The organism is Pseudomonas beijingensis (assembly GCF_030687295.1).
GTDB classification, from domain to species: Bacteria; Pseudomonadota; Gammaproteobacteria; order Pseudomonadales; family Pseudomonadaceae; genus Aquipseudomonas; species Aquipseudomonas beijingensis.
Map to the genome: position 1 here is coordinate 752,205 of NZ_CP117425.1, position 22,175 is coordinate 774,379.

The 22,175-nt window shown below is 59.6% G+C and carries 19 protein-coding genes and 2 pseudogenes; 9 read left to right on the forward strand and 12 right to left on the reverse strand.

Features of this window, described 5'->3' with window-relative positions:
• Nucleotides 1–332 precede the first annotated feature (332 nt).
• A complete protein-coding gene (ttcA, locus tag PSH84_RS03485) occupies nucleotides 333–1,157 on the forward strand; it encodes a tRNA 2-thiocytidine(32) synthetase TtcA (RefSeq protein ID WP_003204698.1) in 825 nt (274 codons plus the stop codon).
• Between the two features lie 142 nt (nucleotides 1,158–1,299).
• The gene (locus tag PSH84_RS03490) at nucleotides 1,300–1,974 is read left to right on the forward strand and encodes a DNA-3-methyladenine glycosylase I (RefSeq protein ID WP_305482280.1); all 675 of its coding nucleotides are present in this window, start codon (nucleotides 1,300–1,302) and stop codon (nucleotides 1,972–1,974) included.
• Nucleotides 1,975–2,073: 99 nt separating this feature from the next.
• Here the strand turns inward: PSH84_RS03490 and PSH84_RS03495 are convergent, their stop codons facing one another.
• From PSH84_RS03495 to arsC, 3 genes are read right to left on the reverse strand one after another with little or no spacing between them, the layout of a single operon-like run.
• Entirely contained in the window at nucleotides 2,074–2,499 is a 426-nt protein-coding gene (locus PSH84_RS03495; RefSeq protein ID WP_305468112.1) for a DUF2069 domain-containing protein, read from the reverse strand.
• A complete protein-coding gene (gene wrbA, locus PSH84_RS03500) occupies nucleotides 2,492–3,097 on the reverse strand; it encodes an NAD(P)H:quinone oxidoreductase (RefSeq protein ID WP_122569243.1) in 606 nt (201 codons plus the stop codon). The genes PSH84_RS03495 and wrbA overlap by 8 nt, the downstream gene beginning before the upstream one ends.
• Complete coding sequence (arsC, locus tag PSH84_RS03505; protein WP_122569242.1) at nucleotides 3,094–3,447, reverse strand: arsenate reductase (glutaredoxin); 354 nt, start codon at nucleotides 3,445–3,447, stop codon at nucleotides 3,094–3,096. The genes wrbA and arsC overlap by 4 nt, the downstream gene beginning before the upstream one ends.
• 114 nt (nucleotides 3,448–3,561) lie before the next feature.
• On the opposite strand from arsC, the pseudogene PSH84_RS03510 reads away from it, so the two are divergent.
• Nucleotides 3,562–4,031 (forward strand): annotated as a pseudogene (locus PSH84_RS03510) (TlpA disulfide reductase family protein).
• A 201-nt stretch (nucleotides 4,032–4,232) separates the two neighbouring features.
• Here PSH84_RS03510 and PSH84_RS03515 read toward each other — a convergent pair.
• The 4 genes and pseudogenes from PSH84_RS03515 to PSH84_RS03530 all read right to left on the reverse strand — a co-directional run.
• Nucleotides 4,233–4,637, reverse strand: a complete 405-nt coding sequence (locus tag PSH84_RS03515; RefSeq protein ID WP_305468109.1) for an META domain-containing protein — start codon at nucleotides 4,635–4,637, stop codon at nucleotides 4,233–4,235.
• Entirely contained in the window at nucleotides 4,637–5,071 is a 435-nt protein-coding gene (locus tag PSH84_RS03520) for a hypothetical protein (RefSeq protein ID WP_122569240.1), read from the reverse strand. Before PSH84_RS03520 ends, PSH84_RS03515 begins: the two co-directional genes overlap by 1 nt.
• 209 nt (nucleotides 5,072–5,280) lie before the next feature.
• Complete coding sequence (locus PSH84_RS03525) at nucleotides 5,281–6,270, reverse strand: 2-hydroxyacid dehydrogenase (RefSeq protein WP_122569239.1); 990 nt, start codon at nucleotides 6,268–6,270, stop codon at nucleotides 5,281–5,283.
• Between the two features lie 181 nt (nucleotides 6,271–6,451).
• Nucleotides 6,452–8,923 (reverse strand): annotated as a pseudogene (locus tag PSH84_RS03530) (response regulator); the annotation flags it as partial.
• Nucleotides 8,924–9,941: 1,018 nt separating this feature from the next.
• Between PSH84_RS03530 and PSH84_RS03535 the strand changes: the two are divergent.
• Nucleotides 9,942–10,352, forward strand: coding sequence for a hypothetical protein (locus PSH84_RS03535; RefSeq protein WP_305482281.1), 411 nt, complete (start codon nucleotides 9,942–9,944; stop codon nucleotides 10,350–10,352).
• Nucleotides 10,353–10,817: 465 nt separating this feature from the next.
• Here the strand turns inward: PSH84_RS03535 and PSH84_RS03540 are convergent, their stop codons facing one another.
• On the reverse strand, nucleotides 10,818–11,018 hold the full coding sequence (locus PSH84_RS03540) for a response regulator transcription factor (protein ID WP_369530562.1): 201 nt from the start codon (nucleotides 11,016–11,018) through the stop codon (nucleotides 10,818–10,820).
• Nucleotides 11,019–12,428: 1,410 nt separating this feature from the next.
• Here PSH84_RS03540 and cysM point away from each other — a divergent pair.
• The 5 genes from cysM (at nucleotide 12,429) to PSH84_RS03565 (ending at nucleotide 18,666) form a co-directional block, all read left to right on the forward strand.
• The gene (gene cysM, locus PSH84_RS03545) at nucleotides 12,429–13,331 is read left to right on the forward strand and encodes a cysteine synthase CysM (RefSeq protein WP_305482282.1); all 903 of its coding nucleotides are present in this window, start codon (nucleotides 12,429–12,431) and stop codon (nucleotides 13,329–13,331) included.
• Nucleotides 13,331–14,701: a 23S rRNA (uracil(1939)-C(5))-methyltransferase RlmD gene (gene rlmD / locus PSH84_RS03550; RefSeq protein WP_305482283.1), complete on the forward strand. Its 1,371-nt coding sequence runs from the start codon at nucleotides 13,331–13,333 to the stop codon at nucleotides 14,699–14,701. Before cysM ends, rlmD begins: the two co-directional genes overlap by 1 nt.
• A 100-nt stretch (nucleotides 14,702–14,801) precedes the next feature.
• Nucleotides 14,802–17,048, forward strand: a complete 2,247-nt coding sequence (gene relA, locus PSH84_RS03555) for a GTP diphosphokinase (RefSeq protein WP_122569234.1) — start codon at nucleotides 14,802–14,804, stop codon at nucleotides 17,046–17,048.
• Between the two features lie 218 nt (nucleotides 17,049–17,266).
• Nucleotides 17,267–18,100 carry a nucleoside triphosphate pyrophosphohydrolase gene (gene mazG, locus PSH84_RS03560; RefSeq protein WP_305482284.1) on the forward strand — a complete coding sequence of 278 codons (834 nt, stop codon included), beginning with the start codon at nucleotides 17,267–17,269 and terminating at the stop codon, nucleotides 18,098–18,100.
• Between the two features lie 26 nt (nucleotides 18,101–18,126).
• Complete coding sequence (locus tag PSH84_RS03565) at nucleotides 18,127–18,666, forward strand: DUF2058 domain-containing protein (protein ID WP_134925420.1); 540 nt, start codon at nucleotides 18,127–18,129, stop codon at nucleotides 18,664–18,666.
• Nucleotides 18,667–18,833: 167 nt separating this feature from the next.
• On the opposite strand, the gene PSH84_RS03570 is transcribed toward PSH84_RS03565, so the two are convergent.
• The 4 genes from PSH84_RS03570 to purM form a co-directional block, all read right to left on the reverse strand.
• Nucleotides 18,834–19,028, reverse strand: a complete 195-nt coding sequence (locus tag PSH84_RS03570; protein ID WP_025215049.1) for a hypothetical protein — start codon at nucleotides 19,026–19,028, stop codon at nucleotides 18,834–18,836.
• A 384-nt stretch (nucleotides 19,029–19,412) separates the two neighbouring features.
• Nucleotides 19,413–20,126, reverse strand: a complete 714-nt coding sequence (locus tag PSH84_RS03575) for a DUF3108 domain-containing protein (RefSeq protein WP_060741064.1) — start codon at nucleotides 20,124–20,126, stop codon at nucleotides 19,413–19,415.
• An 8-nt stretch (nucleotides 20,127–20,134) separates the two neighbouring features.
• Nucleotides 20,135–20,785, reverse strand: coding sequence for a phosphoribosylglycinamide formyltransferase (gene purN, locus PSH84_RS03580; protein WP_122569230.1), 651 nt, complete (start codon nucleotides 20,783–20,785; stop codon nucleotides 20,135–20,137).
• The gene (purM, locus tag PSH84_RS03585; RefSeq protein WP_305482285.1) at nucleotides 20,785–21,843 is read right to left on the reverse strand and encodes a phosphoribosylformylglycinamidine cyclo-ligase; all 1,059 of its coding nucleotides are present in this window, start codon (nucleotides 21,841–21,843) and stop codon (nucleotides 20,785–20,787) included. Before purM ends, purN begins: the two co-directional genes overlap by 1 nt.
• Nucleotides 21,844–22,175: the final 332 nt, after the last annotated feature.

Genomic DNA, 22,175 nt, shown 5'->3' on the forward strand with positions numbered 1-22,175 from the left:
ATGTGTGCGACCTTATGTCGCAGTATAGAAAGGAGTTACCCCGAGGGGGATGGGGGGCTTAGAGCAAATCGCGCTGTAGGCAAGGGTGTTAATCGCCGATGGGTCTGTACATAACTGTTGGCAACGAAATTCACTTTGTGGCGAGGCGATTGTGGGAGCAAGGCTTGCCCGCGATGGAAGCGATGCGGTCTTTCAGAAACCGAGGCATCTGCTTCGCGAGCAAGCTTTGCTCCCACAATCTTGACCACAACAGTGGTGCATCAACCCTTCGCCGACGGCGGGTTTTTTGCGTAAAATGCCGGCCTTTCGTCACACCTCACGGATTTCGCGTCATGGGCACTCTTACGGTCAACCAGAACAAACTGCAAAAGCGCCTGCGCCGCCAGGCCGGTGAGGCGGTCGCCGATTTCAACATGATCGAGGACGGCGACAAGGTCATGGTCTGCCTGTCCGGCGGCAAGGACAGCTACACCTTGCTCGATGTGCTGATGCATTTGCAGAAGGTTGCGCCGATCAAGTTCGACATCGTCGCGGTGAACATGGACCAGAAGCAACCCGGGTTTCCCGAGCATGTGCTGCCGGCCTACCTTGAGTCGCTGGGCGTGGAATATCACATCGTCGAGAAAGACACCTATTCGGTGGTCAAGGAACTGATTCCCGAAGGCAAGACCACCTGTTCGCTGTGCTCACGCCTGCGGCGCGGCACGCTCTACACCTTCGCCGACGAGATCGGTGCGACCAAGATGGCCCTGGGTCACCACCGCGACGACATCGTCGAGACCTTCTTCCTGAACATGTTCTACAACGGCTCGCTCAAGGCCATGCCGCCCAAGCTGCGGGCCGATGACGGGCGCAACGTGGTGATCCGCCCGCTGGCTTATTGCAGCGAGAAAGACATCCAGGCCTACTCGGATTTCAAGCAGTTCCCGATCATCCCCTGCAACCTGTGCGGCTCCCAGGAAAACCTGCAACGCCAGGTGGTCAAGGAGATGCTCCAGGAGTGGGAACGCAAGACCCCGGGCCGTACCGAGAGCATTTTCCGCGGCTTGCAGAACGTCATTCCGTCGCAACTGGCGGACCGCAACCTGTTCGACTTCACCAATCTGCGCATCGACGAAAACGCCACCCCGCGGTTCGTCAATGTGGTGAACCTCTGACGAGGGCAAAGGCTCCTATTCACGGCGCGGTGGCCTGTGTGGCCTGTTCGTTAGTTCAACTTCTGGCCCCCGAAGTTGACTAACAGAACGGGCCATACAGGCCACTTAGGGCGCCGTTTTCATTTTTAAACCTGGAGAGGGCATGCGCGATTACAAGTGGCTGCACGAGTATTGTCTGAACCGCTTCGGTTCGGCGGCTGAACTGGAAGCCCACCTGCCGGTGCCCAAGATCCCGGCGCAACTGCGCAAGATCAGCGACGATCGCTACCTCTCGACCATGGCGCTGCGGGTGTTCCGCGCCGGGCTCAAGCACAGCCTCGTGGACGCCAAGTGGCCAGCCTTCGAAGAGGTGTTCTTCAAGTTCGACCCGGAGAAAGTCGTGCTGATGAGCGCCGAGCACCTGGAGCGGTTGATGCAGGACGCGCGGATCATCCGCCACCTGGGCAAGCTCAAGAGCGTGCCGCGCAACGCGCAGTTGATATTGGACGTGGCCCACGAAAAGGGCAGCTTCGGCGCGCTGGTCGCCGACTGGCCGGTGACCGACATCGTCGGCCTGTGGACCTACCTGAAAAAGCACGGCCATCAACTGGGCGGCCTGTCGGCGCCGCGCTTCTTGCGGATGATGGGCAAGGACACCTTTGTGCCCAGTTATGACGTGGTGGCCGCGCTCAATGCCCAGGACATCATCGACAAAGTCCCCACCAGCTTGCGGGACCTGGCGACGGTGCAGAATGCCTTTAACCAGTGGCATGAAGAGAGTGGTGGGCGGCCGATGTCGCAGATTTCGATGATGCTGGCTTACACCGTCAATCATTGAGACCGAGTTGCGGCTATCGCGAGCAAGCTCGCTCCCACAGGGGATTTACGGTGTTCACAAATCTAGTGTGGGAGCGAGCTTGCTCGCGATAGCGGTCTATTAGGCGACGGAAATCTCTCCCTCGCCAGCCAACCGCCGATTCAACTGAAACCGCCACCGCACATACAACAACGCCGAGCAGAACACCGCCACGCTCGCTGCCATTTCCAGCACGCCGAACAGCTGCCGGTTCGGGTCATAGGCCGCCAGCGCGCCCTTGATGAAATACAAATTCACCACGAAGCACATCCACGAGTGTCCACGGGCGCTGCCGCTGAGCATGCCGGGCGCGAGTATCAGCAGCGGCACCAGCTCGATCAGCAGAATCACCCAAGGGCGCGCGCCATGCAGGTCGGCGATCAGCAGGTAGTAGGCGCTGAGCAACCCCACCAGGCCGAAAAAGCACAGCAGGCTGAGGACGCGGGTGATGCGTACGCGCGGTTCCAGCCATTGGATGGGAGGCAGGATCTTCGGCTTCTTAGCCACGGCCGTTCTCCAGCAGCAGGGCGGTTTTCGCCAGGCGCGAGCCCAAGGCGCGGCACAGGGCGACTTCATGTTCGTTCAAGCCGCTTTTACCGTCGGCACCGGCATGATGGCTCGGGCCGTAGGGCGTACCGCCGCCCAGGGTGTCGATCAGGGCCGATTCGCTGTAGGGCAGGCCGGTGATCAGCATGCCGTGGTGCAACAGCGGCAGCATCATCGACAGCAGGGTGGTTTCCTGGCCGCCGTGCAGGCTCGCGGTGGAGGTGAATACCCCGGCCGGTTTACCCACCAGCGCGCCGGTCAGCCACAGGTTGCTGGTGCCGTCGAGAAAGTACTTGAGCGGCGCGGCCATGTTGCCGAACCGGGTCGGGCTGCCCAAGGCCAGGCCGGCGCAGTTTTTCAGGTCATCGAGGCTGGCGTACAACGGCCCTTGCTCAGGAATGTCCGGGGACACCGCTTCGCACTCGGCGGAAATCGCCGGCACCGTACGCAGCCTGGCTTCCAGCCCGGCCTGTTCGACACCACGGGCGATCTGCCGGGCCATTTCGTTGGTGGAGCCGCTGCGGCTGTAATACAGCACCAGGATGTATGGCGTGCTCACGGCAGGATCTCCAGGATCTTCTCCGGCGGACGACCGATCACGGCCTTTTCACCGGTTTCCAGAATCGGCCGCTCCATGAGTTTCGGGTGCGCGGCGATGGCTGCGATCAACTGGGCCTGGCTCAGGCTTTCGTCGGCCAGGTTCAAGTCTTTGTATTCGTCCTCGCCGGTGCGCAGCAGCTGCCGGGCGCTGATGCCGAGCTTGCCCAGCAGGCGTTCCAATTGCGTGGCGTCGAGCGGGGTTTCCAGGTAGCGGACCACGGTGGGCGTCAGGCCGCGGGCCTCCAACAGTTCCAGCGCACCGCGGGATTTCGAGCAGCGCGGGTTGTGATAAAGCGTCAGATCGGTCATGAGCGGGTCGCATCTTGCGTAAGGTGGCGGCTATTCTACTGTGCCGCGAAGACCCTAGCACCTTAGAGAGGCGACGGGTCGCAGCGGCGTTCACATTCAGACAAGGATTGGCACATGACAAGGCGATTGATGGCGGCACTGACATTCATGGGCATCCTGTTGCTCGCCGGTTGCGGAAACGACTACGGGGGTGGACCAGAACGGTCAGGCCATCGCTTCGCAGCGGCTGGACAAACAATGGCTGGTGCTCAACTACTGGGCGGAATGGTGCGCGCCGTGCCGCACCGAAATCCCGGAATTCAATGCCTTGGCCGAACAGCTCAAGGGGCGCAACGTCGGCGTGTTCGGGGTCAACTTCGACCAGGTGCAGGGCGAAGAGCTCAAGAGTGCCAGCGACAAGATGGGGATTCGCTTCACGGTATTGGCGAGGGATCCGGCCGAGATCTTCGACCTGCCGCGCAGCGAAGGGCTGCCGGTGACTTACATCATCGACAACCAGGGCAAGGTGCGCGAACAGTTGCTGGGGGAGCAGACGGCGGCGGGAGTGATGGCCAGGGCTTGAGGCGTTGCAAGCGCTTAAATAGCAGATGGTGGCGAGGGAGCAGGCCTCCCCTATTGGAGCGGACACTTTGTGGCGAGGGGATTTATCCCCGCTGGGGCGCGAAGCGGCCCCAAGATCTATTTGCCACTGCGGTGTGTCAGACGGAGCGCAGGGGGGCTGCTACGCAGCCCAGCGGGGATAAATCCCCTCGCCACAGGGGGCTTTGGCACACTCGGGAATAGCCTCAGCCCTCTTCCAGCCACCACCGCAGCGGCTTGCCCTGGGCCGGCCAGAAGCGCATCTGTTCGATGGGCGAGATGTCCCAGCGTTCGACCTTTTCCAGTGCCTGCAAGAAGCGCGACTCCTGCTCCATCAACGCCGGGGCGCAGAGCTTGCGGGTGCTGCCGATCTTGCCGAAGCTCAAGCGATGGCCTTCCAAGGTGTAGGGTGCGAACCAGTGGTTGCAGCCGCCGTTGCCATAGGCCCGGCCGTCATCCCCAAGGGTGATGGTCAGGTGGCTGTAGTCCATCAATGGCCGCTCACCGATCCACTCCAGGATGTAGCTGCGGTTATGTTGCAGTTGCACAGGTTCAGCGGCACACCCCATCAGGCTCATGCCGATCGACGCGGACAGGGCCAAACGTTTCATCAGGCGGCTTCCTGGCAGGTCGGGCACAGGTGTTTTTCACCCACGGTGGTCCAGCCCAGTTCGGCGATTCGTGCGGTGGCGGCCGTTTTCTCGGCCTTGACGCCGAGCTTGGCATCGACGGCGAATTCGAAGCTCAGCGTCTTGGCGCAGCCGTCGCAGTTGACCTGCCAAGTGTGGATCGCCAGTTCGCCGAACACCGGACCGGTGGTCATGGCCGTCCATTGGCCCATGGGCTTGAGCAGGTGCCGCACGGTGTCCACGGTCAGGCGCATGGACAAGTCCTTGCTGCCCTTGAGCGTGACGAGCAATACATCGTTGGCCTGGATCGAACCGCCATTGCCGGTGACCTGGTAGCGGCCCGGCGCCAGGGCACGGACTTCGGTCAAGGTGTGCTGCGGGTTCATCAGGGTGTAGCGGAAATCGTGTTCGGCCATGGGTCCTCCAAATAGGCGCGACATGCTAGCACGGGGCATGGCTGGGGATGGTCTCGATGGTGGGGATCTGGAGATCAGGCCGACGAAACTCCATCCCCTGTGGGAGCGAGCTTGCTCGCGATGGCAGTGTGTCAGTCAACATTGAGGCCGGCTAATGCACCGCTATCGCGAGCAAGCTCGCTCCCACAGGGGGTGTGCTAGCTCAAGGTTTAGCCATCTACCAGGTTCTGTGGCGTGCCAGCCGCCCAGGCGGCGATGTTGTCCAGGGTGGTCATGGCAATGGCGGCCAACGCTTCATGGGTCAGGAACGCCTGGTGGGCGGTGACGATCACGTTGGGAAAGGTCAGCAGCCGTGCCAACACGTCATCCTGTAGGGGCAGGTCGGAGCGGTCCTTGAAAAACAACTGGGCTTCTTCCTCATACACATCCAGGCCCAGATAGCCCAACTGGCCGCTTTTCAAGGCTTCGATCAGGGCCGGTGTGTCCACCAGGCCGCCACGCCCGGTATTGATCAGCATGGCGCCGCGTTGCATCGCGGCCAGGGTTTGGGCGTTGATCAGATGGCGGCTCTGTTCGTTCAGCGGGCAATGCAGGCTGATGATTTGCGCCTGCGCGAGCAGATCGACCAAGGGCAAGTAGCGGGCGCCCAAAGCTTCGACCTCTGGGTTGGGGTAGGGGTCGTAGGCCAGCAGCTGACAGCCGAAGCCGGCCATGATCCGCGCGAACGTGGCGCCGATCTGCCCGGTGCCGATCACGCCGACGGTCTTGCCCACCAGGTCGAACCCGGTCAACCCATGGAGGCTGAAATTGCCGTCCCGGGTGCGGTTGTAGGCACGGTGCAGGCAGCGATTGAGGGCCATGATCAACGCCACGGCATGTTCGGCCACGGCATGGGGCGAGTAGGCCGGGACTCGGACGATGCTCAAGCCAAGGCGCTTGGCGGCGAGCAGGTCGACATGGTTGTAGCCGGCCGAGCGCAGGGCGATCAGCCGCGTACCGCCTGCGGCCAACCGCTCCAGCACCGGGGCGCTGAGGTCGTCGTTGATGAAGGCGCACACCCCTTCATGCCGTTCGGCCAGGGCCACGGTGTCCAGGTTCAGGCGGGCGGGCTGGAAGTGCAATTGAAGGCCCGCGGGCGTCGGGGCCTGGGTGAAACTGTCGCGGTCGTAGGTCTGGCTGCTGAAAAAAATCACGCGCATGGCGGCCTCCTGGCAAAAAACAAACCCGTAGGAGCTGTCGAGCGAAGCGAGGCTGCGATCTTTCGCTTGCGATTCAATCGCCAGGGGTAAGATCGCAGCCTCGTTGCACTCGTCAGCTCCTACAGTCCGGGGTAGGAGCATGGATTTTCAGCGATTCCGGGTCCAGGGGTATTGCCCTGGATCAGGCACTGATACGCGCCTCGCTGGCCAGGCGGTTGATGGCACGCTCCAATTCTTCCAGGGCGACGGCAGCCTTGGGGTCCTGCTGCTTGAGCAGGGTTTCGCTGCGCTGGCAGGCCGCCCGCAATTGCGGCACGCCGCAGTAGCGAGTGGCACCGTGCAGGCGGTGGACCCGTTCGATCAGGGCGTTGTGATCGTTGGCCTCGCAGGCCTGGCGGATCGCCTCACGGTCGGCTTCCAGGGACGCCAGCAGCATCGCCAGCATGTCCGCTGCCAGGTCAGCCTTGCCAGCGGCCAGGCGCAAGCCTTCTTCATGATCGAGCACCAACAGTTCGCTGCCACCCTGGGCATCGCTGCTGCGCTCCGGCGACTGGTTGCGCAGGGCCAGGCCAGTCCATTTGAGCACCACCTGGGCCAGTTGCCGTTCGCTGATGGGTTTGGTCAGGTAGTCGTCCATGCCGCTTTGCAGCAGGGCGCGTTTTTCGTTGGCCATGGCGTGGGCGGTGAGGGCGACGATGGGCAGCGGTGTGCAGTGTCGCTCGCTTTCCCACTGGCGGATCGCCTCGGTGCTCTGGCGACCGTCCATGCCGGGCATCTGCACGTCCATCAACACCAGGTCGAAGGTTTCCTTCTGCACGGCCTTGACCGCTGCGTAGCCGCTTTCCACCGCCAGCACCTTGGCGCCCATGTCTTCGAGCAGGGTCTGCACCAGCAGCAGGTTGGCCGGGTTGTCGTCCACGCACAGCACTTTCGGGGCACGGCTGGCAACCGGCTCGCTGGGTTCGCTGCGGGTCGGGCGCGGGTTGACCAGGTCGGACAGCGAGCGGCGCAACTTGCGGGTGCAGGCCGGCTTGGCCTGCAACTGACTGTGCGGGTTGGGCACCGAGAGGTGGTACAGCGTCTGCTCGGTGGTGGGGCACAGCACGAGCACTTTGCAGCCCAGGTGCTCAAGGTCCCAGATGTGCTGGTTGAGGCGCTCCGGCGGCATGTCGTTGCTGGTGATGCCCAGCACGGCCAGATCGATCGCCTGGTCGGTCTGGTGGGCGACGGTGATGCCGTTGGTCAGGCTCTCCAGGGTGTTGAACGGCGTCACTTGCAGGCCGCAGTCTTCGAGCTGGTGCTGCAAGGCCTGGCGGGCCAGTTCATGGTTCTCCAGTACCGCCACGCGCCGGCCCAGCAACGGCGGGCCGGGCAGGTCTTCGGCATCGTCACGGGTCTTGGGCAGGCGCAGGCTGATCCAGAACTCCGAGCCTTCCCCCGGTGTGCTATCGACGCCGATCTCGCCACCCATCTGTTCCACCAGGCGCTTGGAAATCACCAGGCCCAAGCCGGTGCCACCCGGTTGCCGCGATAGTGAGTTGTCAGCCTGGCTGAACGCTTGGAACAACGCCCGCACGTCCTGGCTGGACAGGCCGATGCCGGTGTCCTGGATGCTGATGCGCAACTGCACGCTGTCTTCGTGCTCGTCCTCGAGCATGGCCCGGGCGACGATGGTGCCCTCGCGGGTAAACTTGATGGCGTTGCTCACCAGGTTGGTGAGGATCTGCTTGAGGCGCAGTGGATCGCCCACCAGCGACAGCGGCGTGTCCCGATAGACCAAACTCACCAGTTCCAACTGCTTGGCGTGGGCGGCGGGGGCAAGGATGGTCAGGGTGTCCTGCAACAGGTCCCGCAGATTGAACGGAATACTGTCGAGCACCAGCTTGCCGGCCTCGATCTTCGAAAAGTCGAGGATTTCATTGATGATCCCCAGCAGGCTGTCGGCGGATTTCTCGATGGTGCCCAAGTAGTCGAGCTGGCGCGGGGTCAGTTCGCTTTTCTGCAACAGGTGGGTAAAACCGAGAATGCCGTTGAGCGGTGTGCGAATTTCATGGCTCATGTTTGCCAGGAACTCGGATTTGATCCGGCTCGCTTCCAGGGCTTCCTTGCGGGCAAGGTCCAGCTCGATGTTCTGGATCTCGATGGTTTCCAGGTTCTGGCGCACGTCTTCAGTGGCTTGGTCGATGCTGTGCTGCAATTCTTCCTGGGCGTTCTGCAAAGTGCTGGCCATGCGATTGATGCCCGAGGCCAGCTCGTCCAGCTCCTGGCTGCCCAGCGGTGGCAGGCGGGTTTCCAGGTGCCCGTCCTTGAGTTGCGCCACGGCGTGCTTGATCTGGCTCAGCGGACGGTTGATCGTGCGCCCCATGCGCAGGGCCAGCAGCGCGGTCAGGCCCAGGCAGGCGGCGATCAACAGCAGGCTGGCGAACATACTGCGATAACCGCTTAGCAACATGCCGCTGTGGGACAACTCCAACTCGACCCAGCCCAGCAGGCGGTCGGTTTCTTCGGGAATCAGTTCGCCCGCCAGGTTGCGGTGCTTGCCGAATACCGGCAATAGATAACGCGTAGCGTCGTTGCCGGTGCGTTGCAGCAACTGCGCACTGTTGCCCTCCGGTGCCCGGTTGAGCATGGTCGGGCCGGCGTGGGCCAGCGGCGCAGTGTAGCGATTTGCGGGCGGGGGATCTTTGTAAAATTCGTGTCGGCCGTGCATCGGATCGACCCGAGGGTTGTTGCAGCGCGATCTGCAATCGCTTGGTGGGTATTCGCTGGCAGACCAGGAATGCAACCGTATCTTCGATCCGCTCACCCGCCTTGATGGCTCCCGCCCAGGGGGACGGCTGTGGGCGCGGAATGGCAGGAGGGGGGTGATTGATCTATGGGTTGGTGCTCAGTCGTACGAAAAGATGAGCAGTCATGCTGTGGATGGAAGTGCAAGCCTAGGCAACCGGCTTTCTTTGAATGAAAATTTTTCAGCGCAAGTCTCAAAATCACTTTTTAAGTTGCTTAGGTAACGTGTGAGCCTTTTTCTTACATCGGTCTGTTGAAGATCTTGGGACGTTATGCCGTACCGCGGCGGGGCGTAGATCTTCTCATGGGCGTCCGTTTGGGTCACCCCTACATGTGTAGGGTGCAGATTTTTGTATTTGGTCGCTATCGTTGAGTCGAATGTGCTGGTCGACGCGGCATAGGTTGAGCGATCTATGAAAAATATAAGACCTGCCTGAAGTCTCCGTGAGTTTCAGGGTGGAAGAAGTAAAGGTGCTTTCGTTGCTATCTTTAAAGTCAGTTTTTATTCTTGTTTTTATCGGGCTGATAATTCGGTTGGTTGCGTAGTTTTGGGCGCTACGGTGTTCTTTTAAATTGGTGAAAATATGGAGTTCATACTGTTCTTGGTTCTTCTCTCTCTTGGGGTTGATTTTGTTTTGTTGGGTGCGACTAAGGCTTTTGCTTATTTTCTAAAATGTCGGTATGGGTATGTGCTTCCCAAATTGTATGGGCGGCTGGTTGTCCTGCCGTTTAGTGTGTGGTTCGTTATATTTGTGGTGCCTCCGCTAATGGCGAGCTTTGGCTACTGAGTTTGCAATGTTGGCGGGGTGTTCGCTGGCGCTTGATCGACATTGTGGTTGGCGTTGCTGTAAGTTGTGATCTGGGGTTTTAATTAGGAGGGTGGTGTGAATAATGAAGTAGTCTTGAATTATTTTGATTTTTCTGTCTATTTGGTAGGGAGTATATTAATTCTTATTATTTTAAGTTTTCTTAAGGTGGATTTGTGGTTGGTCTTGCTTGTGATATTTGTTTGGCTTTTGTTTGTTTTGGTGTTGTATTTTAAGGGGCGTAGATTGCTTTGGCTGGAAGGAGAATATATTTGCTTTAGGCGTAGATTTAAGACGGTCTCGTTTGATCGAGGTGTTGTTGAGGTAAGTGTCAGAAATTGTGTGTTTACATCAATTGAGGTAGTGATAAATATGCCTGGACGAAGGGAGGTTTTCTTGCTGCCAAGGTTTATACCTGAAGAGCAACGAGAGTTTGTGATCAAAATGATTGAAGGGTTTTGCTTGGAACATAATATAACTTATCTGTGATTTTTTTGAGTTTGAGTCTCAGGTTGTCGATATTTTACTTCGAATGAGGGGAGTTAGGCTGATATTTAATGTCTGGCTCCTTTGTATTGGTGTGGTTTGTGTGTTCGATTACAGGGGAGAGATGTCTATGTTGTTGGAAGGTGTGACAGGGGCTGTGGCGGGTTTAGCAATAGGGTTATTTTTTAAAGGTGTTGAGTTTATCTTGAAGAGAGTGTGCGGTTATGTTGTTTCAGAGGGGTATAAACAGTTGTGTTGTTTTTTTTTTTTTTTTTTTTTTTTTTTTTTTTTTTTTTTTTTTTTTTGGGGGGGGGGGGGCATGTTCATGGTTGTGTATGGGTTACCTGCTTTGTATGCTTATATTGGTGTCAGTTAAGTGTTGTGCTCAGGAGATCCCGTCTACGTAAGTGGTTTGATTCTATATTTTTAATGGTGCGATACTGACGGGGTGTAAAGTGCGTAATGCTTTTAAGGCTTGTTTAGCTTCTCCGAGAACAACTTCCCTCTGGAATTTACCCCTTTCTTTCGTAAAATTGAGGAGACGTATTCTCGCACCGTGAAATCGCTAATGCCGAGCGCTAAAGCTATTCTTTTGTTTGTTTCACCTTGCAGAAGTAACTGCAAGACTTCGTGCTCTCGCTTTGTTAAGTTTTTATTATTTTTCTTCAATTGACTGTTCCTTGATTAAGATCGAGCGCTGAATTGCTTGGTAATAATATTATCGGTATATCTGATGGCTCGCTAGTTCATGGAGGTCTCGACGAGTCGCGGGAAAGATCCGATAAAAAATCGTGTTCCTACAGATTTTTATGTGCTGCGAGGAAAGAACTTCCCTTGCGGGGTAATAAGTACTACAGAAAGTGGCAGGTCTGACAGTTAGATGGAGCGAATATGGAGGAAGCACCAGGTTGGCTACGTCTTTATAGCTTCTCCCTGTTCGGATACGCTCCTGTCGTCCTGCGGCTGCTTTGGGTCTGGTAACGTCCCTTAAATCATCGAGCGTGGCCCCCATGGCGAGGGAGCTTGCTCTCTGGGCGCAACTTTTACCTCCAGCTTGAGCGGCGTAGCCAGGCTGTCAATGGGGTTTCGGAAGTCGACGGGGTTGGGGTGTAGATAGACTTTTTCGACTTGGGTGTCGGGTCGATCAGCGGATGGGCTTGAGAAGGGAATCGGGGGCGCAGCATTCGAGATCAGATGGAGGGGATGAAGGCGGATTTTAACTTTGTGCATAAATCAATGATAAAACCTTGGCGTAGGGACAGGCCTGGTCTCCCAGCTAGTCATTGACTACAGCCGGGATGCCGGTAGCCAATTCGCATTTTCCAATCAGGCGAGGAAAGTCGAGGAAGGGTTCCGTCGGGGAGGGCGCACCAGTCCCAGCCCCGCGAACCTGTTAGATCCTCTCCTACTCCCGACGCAGATCACGTGCCCGCTCACCCTCCCCAGTCACCAGCCACACTTCACTGACACTCAGCAAACGGGCCAATTGCTCCACCCGCAGCCGAGGTATACCCCGCGCGCTCCAGTTAGTCAGGCATTGAGGGCTGATACCGAGCACCTCGGCAAATCCTGAGGGAGAGATGTCGTACTCTTCCAATAGGTTACGCAAGCGTTGCCCGCAAGCGCGCCGAGCGCTGGGGTGTGGATCTTTTTGTTTCGCGTCGACCATCGTTATTGCTCAACACCTACTAATAATACGTTTAGCGGTACGACTGTAAAGAACGCGGTGCAAAGCCAGATAGCTTTAAACGCCTGGTCGTCGATATAAAAGGAACGAGCCCACAAACAGACAGGAAGAGTGCCTACGGACGGTACTTACAACAGAGATACATGCATGATTTGAGCGCTCAGGCCTGTAGGAAAAAGGTTGTGTGGAGTACGGAATCGACCACATAGGCCTGAGCATCACGTGCGCGAGCGCGGATTTGGTGGCGGGGGACAAGCTCCTCCATCCAGCAGCGCCCCCGGCTTTCGCCTCGCTTATTCCCATAAGCCATAACCCCCTTACTTTGCGTGATATGGCCTCGCCGGGTTTGCCGGTATGATAGGCGCCCCCGCAGCCCGGATTGCGAATACGCCATGACTTTGCAGTACCCCACCATCGCCGATTGCGTCGGCAACACTCCGCTGGTCCGCTTGCAGCGCTTGCCCGGCGAGACCACCAATACGCTTTTGCTCAAGCTCGAAGGGAATAACCCGGCGGGTTCGGTCAAGGACCGGCCGGCGTTGTCGATGATCACCCGTGGTGAATTGCGTGGGCAGATCCTCCCCGGCGATACGCTGATCGAGGCGACCTCCGGCAACACCGGTATTGCCTTGGCGATGGCGGCGGCGATCAAGGGCTACAAGATGATCCTGATCATGCCCGACAACTCCAGCGCCGAGCGCAAGGCGGCGATGACGGCCTACGGCGCCGAGTTGATCCTGGTGACTCAGGAGCAGGGCATGGAAGGCGCCCGGGACCTGGCTGAGCGCATGCAGGCCGAGGGGCGCGGCAAGGTGCTGGATCAGTTCGCCAACGGCGACAATCCCGAGGCCCACTACACCACCACCGGCCCTGAGATCTGGCGCCAGACCGACGGCACGATCACCCATTTCGTCAGTTCGATGGGCACTACCGGCACCATCATGGGCACCTCGCGCTACCTGAAAGAGCAAAACCCGAATGTGCAGATCATCGGCCTGCAACCGATGGAAGGCTCGGCCATCCCCGGCATCCGCCGCTGGCCCGAAGAGTATCTGCCGAAGATCTACCAGGCCGAGCGCGTGGATCGCATCATCGACATGGCCCAGAGCGAAGCCGAGGACGTGACCCGTCGCCTGGCGCGCGAAGAAGGCATCTTTTGTGGCGTGTCTTCGGGCGGTGCCGTGGCGGGGATGCTGCGCTTGTCCAAGGAAGTGGAGAATGCGGTGATCGTCGCGATCATCTGTGACCGTGGCGACCGTTACCTGTCGACCGGCATTTTCGACGCGCCCAACTGATGGCCAAGCAAGAAAGAGGCTTGCGCTTCCAGCCCAGCGGCGGAAGCCGGGCCCCGCAGGTGCCCAACGGTAAGAAGCAGCGCTTGACCATTGAACGCCTGGCCAACGATGGCCGAGGCATTGCGTTCGTCGAGGGCCGGACCTGGTTCGTCATCGGCGCCCTGGCCGGTGAAGAGGTCGAGGCGCGGGTGCTCGGTGCCCACGGCAAAGTGGTCGAGGCCCGCACCGAGCGGGTGTTCGTGTCCAGTGAACTGCGCCGCGTTGCGCCGTGCATCCATGCCGGTCGTTGCGGCGGTTGCAGCGTCCAACATTTGCCCCATGACGAACAACTCGCCCTGAAACAGCGCATGCTCGCCGAGCAGTTGTCGCGGGTGGCCGGGGTCGAGCCGGATGAATGGGCCGCGCCGTTGAGCGGGCCGGAGTTTGGTTATCGACGTCGCGCCCGGGTGGCAGTGCGTTGGGATCAGAAGGCGAAAAAGCTCGAAGTGGGTTTCCGCGCCGCTGGCACCCAGGACATCGTCGCCATTGGTGATTGCCCGGTGCTGGTACAGCCCTTGCAGCCGATCATGAGTCGCCTGCCGGAGATGCTTCGACGTTTGAGCAAACCCCAGGCGTTGGGGCATGTGGAATTGTTCGCCGGCTCGGCTATCGCGGTATTGCTGCGCCACATGGCGCCGCTGTCGGAGGCCGACCTGACGATCCTCAAGGATTTCTGCGCGTTTCATGAAGCCCAGTTGTGGTTGCACGGTGAAGGTGGACCGCAACCGGTCGAGCCCGGGCAGGCCCTGGGGTTTCGCTTGGACGCCTGGGACCTTGAGCTGGCGTACCGGCCTGGGGATTTCATCCAGGTGAACGCCGGGGTCAACGAGGCGATGATCGCCCAGGCCCTGCAATGGCTGGCGCCGCGAGCCGAGGAACGGGTGCTGGATCTGTTCTGCGGCCTGGGCAACTTTGCCTTGCCGCTGGCCAAAAGCGTGCGCCAAGTGGTGGCCGTCGAAGGCGTGCAAACCATGGTGGAGCGTGCGGCGGCCAATGCCGTCAGCAACAATTTGAATAACACTGCCTTTTTTCAGGCCGATTTATCCCAGCCTCTGGCGGATGCCGAATGGATCGGCGAAGGCTTTTCTGCGGTACTCTTGGACCCACCCCGTGACGGTGCTTTCGAGGTGGTGCGCAAGCTGTCGTCCCTGGGTGCCAAGCGGTTGGTTTATGTTTCGTGCAACCCGGCAACTTTGGCCCGGGATACGGTCGAACTGATCAAGCAGGGCTACCGGTTAAAACGTGCCGGGATTCTCGATATGTTTCCTCAAACGGCGCATGTCGAGGCCATGGCGTTATTTGAAGCGAGCCAGGATGGCTTGTCCGACTGACCCGCTCGTGCCAATCCGCCACAGTCCTGGGCGCAAACACGGGCATAAAGGTCAGCGAAGTTGACGCATTGAATCTGCGTCGTAGGGAAGGTAAGTAAAGATGGTACAGGTGAGAGCACACCAGCCGATCAACACCGACGGCAGTATCAATCTCGAGGCTTGGCTCGATCATGCGGTCAGCGTCGACATGGCACTGGATCGCGAGGCCTTGAAGGCCGCCTGCGAGTTCGCTCGCGAGGCGGAGCAGCAACACAACGCGGCGAAAAACCTGTGGTCCGAAGGCACCTCGAGTTTCCAGACGGGCCTGGAAATCGCCGAAATTCTTGCTGACCTCAAGCTCGACCAGGATTCCCTGGTGGCGGCGGTGCTGTACCGCGGCGTGCGCGAAGGGCAGATCCAGCTTCCGGTGGTCAGCCAGCGCTTTGGCACCGTGGTGGCCAAGCTGATCGACGGCGTGCTGCGCATGGCCGCCATCAGCGCCAGCCTCAGCCCGCGCCAGTCCATGGTGCTGGGCACCCAGGGCCAGGTGGAAAACCTGCGCAAGATGCTGGTAGCGATGGTCGACGACGTGCGCGTCGCGCTGATCAAGCTGGCCGAGCGCACCTGTGCGATCCGCGCCGTGAAGTCCGCCGATGACGAAAAGCGCAATCGCGTCGCCCGGGAGGTGTTCGACATCTATGCGCCCCTGGCCCATCGTCTCGGCATCGGTCACATCAAGTGGGAGCTGGAGGATTTGTCCTTCCGCTACCTGGAACCCGATCAATACAAGCAGATCGCCAAGCTGTTGCATGAACGACGCCTGGATCGCGAGCGCTTCATCACCGATGTGATGACCCAGTTGCGCGAAGAATTGCAGGCCACGGGCGTGGAAGCCGACATCAGTGGCCGGGCCAAGCACATCTACTCGATCTGGCGAAAAATGCAGCGCAAGGGCCTGGAGTTCAGCCAGATCTACGACGTTCGCGCCGTTCGTGTACTGGTCCCGGAAATGCGCGACTGCTACACCGCTCTGGGGATCGTCCACACCTTGTGGCGACACATTCCCAAGGAGTTCGACGACTACATCGCCAACCCCAAGGAAAACGGCTATCGCTCGTTGCACACCGCGGTGATCGGCCCCGAGGGCAAGGTGCTGGAAGTGCAGATCCGCACCCACTCCATGCACGAGGAAGCCGAGTTGGGCGTCTGCGCCCACTGGAAATACAAGGGCACCGACGTCAAGTCCGGGTCCAACCACTACGAAGAGAAAATCTCCTGGCTGCGTCAGGTGCTCGAGTGGCATGAGGAACTGGGTGACATCGGCGGCCTGGCCGAACAGCTGCGCGTCGACATCGAACCGGACCGGGTCTATATCTTCACCCCCGACGGCCACGCGATCGACCTGCCCAAGGGCGCGACACCGCTGGACTTCGCCTACCGGGTCCACACCGAGATCGGCCACAACTGCCGCGGTGCCAAGATCAACGGGCGGATCGTGCCACTCAACTACAGCCTGCAGACCGGTGAACAGGTCGAGATCATCACCAGCAAGCACGGCACGCCGAGCCGCGACTGGCTGAACCCGAACCTGGGCTACATCACCACCTCCCGGGCGCGGGCGAAAATCGTTCACTGGTTCAAGTTGCAGGCCCGCGACCAGAACGTCGCCGCCGGCAAGACCTTGCTCGAGCGTGAACTCGGTCGCCTGGGCTTGCCGCAGGTTGACTTCGACAAGCTGGCCGAAAAAGCCAACATGAAAACCGCCGAGGACATGTTTGCCGCCCTCGGTGCCGGCGATCTGCGCCTGGCGCAGTTGGTCAACCTGGCCCAGCAACTGGTGGAGCCGGAGCGGGGCAACGAGCAACTGGAGTTGATCCCACGCAAGGCCACCGGCTACAAGCCGGGCAAGCGCGGCGATATCCAGATCCAGGGCGTGGGCAACCTGATGACCCAGATGGCCGGCTGCTGCCAGCCGTTGCCAGGGGATGCGATCGTCGGCTACATCACCCAGGGCCGCGGCGTGAGCATCCACCGCCAGGACTGTGCCTCGGTGCTGCAACTGGCCGGTCGCGAGCCGGAGCGGATCATCCAGGTCAGCTGGGGCCCGGTGCCGGTGCTCACCTATCCGGTGGACATCGTCATCCGCGCCTACGACCGATCCGGTCTGCTGCGTGACGTGTCCCAGGTGTTGCTGAACGAGCGGATCAACGTGCTGGCGGTCAACACCCGTTCGAACAAGGAAGACAACACCGCGCTGATGTCCCTGACCATCGAGATTCCGGGGTTGGATGCGCTGGGGCGGTTGCTGGGGCGGATTTCCCAGTTGCCGAACATCATCGAGACCCGGCGTAACCGGACGCCGGGTTAAGCGCAGTCCAAAAATGTGGGAACAAGCCTGTGGGAGCAAAGTCTGTGGGAGCAAAGCTTGCTCGCGATTGTGGTAGTGGTCCCAGCCTATCTGGAGACTGACTCACCGTTATCGCGAGCAAGCTTTGCTCCCACAGGGCTGCTCCCACAGACGTGCTCCCACAGGCGTGCGCTCATTGAATTATTTCCCACAGGGCTTTTTTGTAATGGGATGGATTGATGTACAGCCTCGAAGACCTGCTCCACCTGATGAACCGCCTGCGGGACCCGCAGTACGGCTGCCCGTGGGACATCAAGCAAACCTACGCCACCATCGTTTCCCATACGCTTGAAGAAGCCTACGAGGTGGCCGATGCGATCGAGCGCGGCGATTTCGATCACTTGCAGGGCGAGTTGGGCGATCTGTTGTTCCAGGTGGTGTATTACAGCCAGTTGGCCCGGGAAGAAAACCGCTTCGAATTCGCTGGCGTGGTCGACAGCATCACCCGCAAGCTGATCCGCCGCCATCCTCATGTATTTCCTACCGGTGACCTGTATGCGCCCGTGGATATCCCGCGCCTGAGCGAAGAACAGGTCAAGCAGCGCTGGGAAGAAATCAAGGCTGAGGAACGGGCCGAGAAAGCCTCGGCGCCCGAGCAATTGTCGCTACTCGACGATGTACCGGGGGCGCTGCCGGCGTTGTCCCGCTCGGCGAAGCTGCAGAAGCGTGCCGGCCAGGTCGGTTTCGACTGGCCAGGGCCTTTGCCGGTGCTCGATAAAGTCCGCGAGGAACTGGACGAAGTGCTCGAAGCCATGGCCGACAATGACCCGGAGGCCGTCAGCGATGAGATCGGCGATCTGCTGTTCAGTGTGGTGAACCTGGCTCGCCACCTCAAAGTTGACCCGGAAACGGCCCTGCGTGGGGCCAACGGGAAATTCGAACGACGTTTCCGATTTATCGAACAGGCATTGCGCGATACCTACCGTCCCATGGAAGATTGCACCCTCGAAGAGTTGGACGCCTTGTGGGGCGAAGCCAAACGTCAGGAAAAGAATTTGCCCAGCTGTGGCTGAGGCCGTTGCCTAAGTGAGTAAGCACCATGAGCCTTTCCCTTCGCGACCAGTTGCTCAAAGCAGGGCTGGTCAACCAAAAGCAGGCCAAGCAGGTCAGCAAAGAAAAACAGAAGCAGCAGCGCCTGGCCCACAAGGGCCAGATCGAGCTGGATGACTCCCAGCAGCGCGCGGCCCAGGAGGCCATGGCCGAGAAGGTCAAGCGCGACCAGGAACTCAACCGCCAGCAGCAGGAAAAGGCCGAGCAGAAGGCCCGGGCCGCACAGATCAAGCAATTGATCGAAGTTTCGCGCCTGCCGAAGCTGACCACCGAGGACTATTACAACTTCGTTGACGACAAGAAGGTCAAGCGCATCTCGGTCAATACCCTGATGCGTAACAAGTTGAGCAGTGGATCCCTGGCGATCGTCCACCACGCCGGCGGCTACGAAGTGATCCCGCGCGAGGCCGCCCTGAAGATCCAGGAACGCGACCCCAAGCGCATCGTCCAGCTCAACACCCAGACTGAAGAAGTGGATGCCGATGATCCGTACGCGGCGTATCAGATTCCGGATGATTTGATGTGGTAAGCCGGACAGCAAGCTAAACGCAAAACCTGGAACATCAGCAGAAATCTCTAGGAAAACTGTGGGAGCAAAGCTTGCTCGCGATAGCTGTATCAGGCAATATTTTTCTGTCTGGCACAGTGCTATCGCGAGCAAGCTTTGCTCCCACAGGTTCATGGGGGTTCTGTCGTTCAGGATTCTGCCATTTCACGCGAGCGCAGTCGTTCCTCGCGCTCCAGCTCAGCCTTGTAGCTATGGGCGTCCGTTTCGGAGTGGAACATCCCCACCAGTAGATCCTGTTGATGCACGTCCCAAATCCGAATGCCGGCGGCAATGCCTTCGTGGGACATATGAGCGTCGTCGCGTTCAGTTACTTTCACAGTCATCTTGCAAGCTCCAATCTCTGTTATCTGCAGCAAGGCGTGTGCAGGACTTTGTTATAGGTTTGGATAGCGTGCTAAGTAAATGCCTCGGTTCGTTAAGAAGTTTTCATGCAAAGCGCAACAATCCTGCAGGCCAGGCAGTGCGCGGCATTCGGTCGCAGGTGGCGTTCATGAAGAAGTTTTCATGTTGCAGCGCAGTCCTTGATTGAAAGCAAACCCCCCTGTGGGAGCGAGCTTGCTCGCGATAGCGGTGTATCAGTTGGTGGTGATGTTGACTGTGAAGCCGTCATCGCGAGCAAGCTCGCTCCCACAGGGGGTAGGTGGTGGGTTTGAAACTCGGGCAACAAAAAGCCCCGCATGTGCGGGGCTTCTTGTTATCGGCTTGGATCAGCTGCCTTTCACAGCCTTGCCGTTGACCGTGCCGTCCTGGAGCATGATGTTGTACTCCTTGCCGTCGGTCTCGACCTGTTGCAGGCGCACCAGCAGGTAATCCCAGTCCTTGGCGAACCAGAGCACGGTGATGCGTTTGCTTTGTGTCGGGTCGCGCACGCGCTCGACCTTGATCGCGTCGATCTGGCCAGCCTTGGTGTCGACCTTTTCCGAGCCCAGCACGCGGAAGTCATAGGTATCGACTTCGCCGTCATCGACGACCTGGTAGCTCATGCTTTTCTTGCCGGCCGCCACGTCGTGCTGCAGGGCCAACTGATAAGTGGATTTATCGACCATGCCACGGTTGAGCGGCAGTTTGACCGCATCGCCGCGATCGGTGCCGGTGACCATCTTGGTGTTCCAGTCGAAGTCCAGGTCGGCCTTCTTGGCTTTGCCCAGGCCACCGCGTTCGAAGTGGTAGGACTGTGGCAGCAGGGTGTCCTTGTCCAGGGTCAGCGTGCTTTCTTCGGTCAGGCTGGCGATCATCATCGAAGCCTTGAAGCTCAGCTTCCAGGTGCCGTTGGCCTCCTTGGTCAGGTTGCGCTCGGCGGTGCCGCTCATGGGCAACTGTTTCCAGTCGGCGGTGTAGCTGGCGGAGAACGGTTGAAGTTCTGCAGCCTGTGCCAGGGGCAAGGCCAGCAGAGCGCAAGCGAAGAGCAGGGCGCGACGCATAAAATCTCCTAGTATCGAATCAAATGGCCGCTGGCGGCGAGTAACTGGCCGTCCAGTGAGGCACCGCGATCGTCGAGGGTCAGCCGTCCTTCGGCAAACCAACGCACGGCCATCGGGTAGATCTGGTGCTCGCGGGCGTGAACCCGTTGCGCCAGGCTTTGTGGCGTGTCGTGCAACTCTACCGGTATTACTGCCTGTACGACCAGTGGTCCGCCATCGAGTTCCTCGGTGACAAAGTGCACCGAGCAGCCATGCTCCGTGTCTCCGGCCTCCAGCGCCCGCTGGTGAGTATGTAACCCTTTGTATTTGGGCAGCAGCGAGGGATGGATATTGAACAGGCGGCCCTGGTAGTGACGCACGAAGCCAGCGCTGAGGATGCGCATGAAGCCAGCGAGTACGACCAGTTGCGGATTGAAGGTGTCGATCTGTTCCATCAGCGCGGCGTCAAAGGCTTCGCGGCCCTCGAACGCCTTGTGATCGAGGACGCGGGTGTCAATCCCTGCGTCCCTGGCGCGTTGCAGGCCGTAGGCATCGGCGCGGTTGGAAATCACCGCGCGGATACGGACCGGGCTGTCGCCGGTCCGCGTGCTGTCGATCAAGGCCTGCAAGTTGCTGCCGGTGCCGGACAGCAGCACCACCACGTCACAGGTTGCGGACATCAGTGCGCCTTAAGGTTTTTCAGCTCGACCTGTGCAGCGCCTTCGGCCGCGGTGGCGATCTGGCCGATGACCCAAGGCTGCTCGCCGGCTTCACGCAGGACGTTCAGGGCGGTCTCGACGTGCTCCTGGGCTACGCAGATGACCATGCCCACGCCGCAGTTCAGCACGCGGTGCATTTCGGTTTCATCGACATTGCCTTTCTCTTGCAACCAGTCGAACACCACCGGGCGGGTCCAGCTCGCCACGTCGACCACGGCCTGGGCGCCTTTTGGCAGCACGCGCGGGATGTTGTCCAACAGGCCACCACCGGTGATGTGGGCCATGGCCTTGACGGCGCCGGTGTCCTTGATCAGCTTGAGCAGCGGCTTGACGTAGATGCGGGTCGGGGCCATCAGCAGGTCGGCCAGTGGCTTGCCGTCGAGCTGGGTGTTTTCAATGTCGGCACCCGAGACTTCGATGATCTTGCGGATCAGCGAGTAGCCGTTGGAGTGCGGGCCGGAGGACGGCAGGGCGAGCAGGGCGTCGCCGGCAGCGACTTTCGAACCGTCGATGATCTCGGCTTTTTCCACGACGCCGACGCAGAAGCCGGCCAGGTCGTAGTCTTCGCCTTCGTACATGCCGGGCATTTCAGCGGTTTCGCCGCCGACCAGGGAGCAGCCGGACAATTCGCAGCCAGCGCCGATGCCGGTCACCACTTGGGCGGCGGTGTCGACGTTCAGTTTGCCGGTGGCGTAGTAGTCAAGGAAGAACAGTGGCTCGGCGCCGCAGACCACCAGGTCGTTCACGCACATGGCCACCAGGTCGATGCCGATGCTGTCGTGCTTGTTCAGGTTCAGGGCCAGGCGCAGCTTGGTGCCGACGCCGTCGGTGCCCGAGACCAGGACCGGTTGCTTGTAGCCGGCCGGGATCTCGCAGAGGGCGCCGAAACCGCCCAGGCCGCCCATGACTTCCGGACGCGCAGTGCGCTTGGCGACGCTCTTGATGCGTTCGACCAATGCTTCACCGGCGTCGATGTCTACACCGGCGTCCTTGTAGCTCAGGGAGGGTTGCTTGCTCATGATCCAGGCCTTTAGGGGGGATTTCTGGGTAACGACCGACGCCGGGGCCATTGAATAACCGTTGTACGAATTATTCCGGGAGCCCAGCCATTGCCGGTCTGCGAAGGCGCGCGATTTTATCAGGCTTGAGGGGCAGCGGCCATCCTCGCGCCGACGGGCAGGGACATAATCCACGGAAAAAAACCGATATTTCTTATATTGGTACTGCGCAACGCCTCTGTATAAGGTGTAGCGGTAACCGGTTATGGTGATGACCGTGCGAAACTTCCACCGGGGGTGTGAATGTTTTGCCGGGTGCTGTGGTCACAGCCATGCTCAATCTTCTTCACACG

Excerpts from the sequence above, each read along its gene's own strand:
- ttcA (WP_003204698.1), top strand. The coding sequence starts at position 333 with ATGGGCACTCTTACGGTCAACCAGAACAAACTGCAAAAGCGCCTGCGC.
- PSH84_RS03490 (WP_305482280.1), top strand. The coding sequence starts at position 1,300 with ATGCGCGATTACAAGTGGCTGCACGAGTATTGTCTGAACCGCTTCGGT.
- arsC (WP_122569242.1), bottom strand. The coding sequence starts at position 3,447 with ATGACCGATCTGACGCTTTATCACAACCCGCGCTGCTCGAAATCCCGC.
- PSH84_RS03515 (WP_305468109.1), bottom strand. The coding sequence starts at position 4,637 with ATGAAACGTTTGGCCCTGTCCGCGTCGATCGGCATGAGCCTGATGGGG.
- PSH84_RS03520 (WP_122569240.1), bottom strand. The coding sequence starts at position 5,071 with ATGGCCGAACACGATTTCCGCTACACCCTGATGAACCCGCAGCACACC.
- PSH84_RS03525 (WP_122569239.1), bottom strand. The coding sequence starts at position 6,270 with ATGCGCGTGATTTTTTTCAGCAGCCAGACCTACGACCGCGACAGTTTC.
- cysM (WP_305482282.1), top strand. The coding sequence starts at position 12,429 with ATGACTTTGCAGTACCCCACCATCGCCGATTGCGTCGGCAACACTCCG.
- rlmD (WP_305482283.1), top strand. The coding sequence starts at position 13,331 with ATGGCCAAGCAAGAAAGAGGCTTGCGCTTCCAGCCCAGCGGCGGAAGC.
- relA (WP_122569234.1), top strand. The coding sequence starts at position 14,802 with ATGGTACAGGTGAGAGCACACCAGCCGATCAACACCGACGGCAGTATC.
- mazG (WP_305482284.1), top strand. The coding sequence starts at position 17,267 with ATGTACAGCCTCGAAGACCTGCTCCACCTGATGAACCGCCTGCGGGAC.
- PSH84_RS03565 (WP_134925420.1), top strand. The coding sequence starts at position 18,127 with ATGAGCCTTTCCCTTCGCGACCAGTTGCTCAAAGCAGGGCTGGTCAAC.
- PSH84_RS03570 (WP_025215049.1), bottom strand. The coding sequence starts at position 19,028 with ATGACTGTGAAAGTAACTGAACGCGACGACGCTCATATGTCCCACGAA.
- PSH84_RS03575 (WP_060741064.1), bottom strand. The coding sequence starts at position 20,126 with ATGCGTCGCGCCCTGCTCTTCGCTTGCGCTCTGCTGGCCTTGCCCCTG.
- purN (WP_122569230.1), bottom strand. The coding sequence starts at position 20,785 with ATGTCCGCAACCTGTGACGTGGTGGTGCTGCTGTCCGGCACCGGCAGC.
- purM (WP_305482285.1), bottom strand. The coding sequence starts at position 21,843 with ATGAGCAAGCAACCCTCCCTGAGCTACAAGGACGCCGGTGTAGACATC.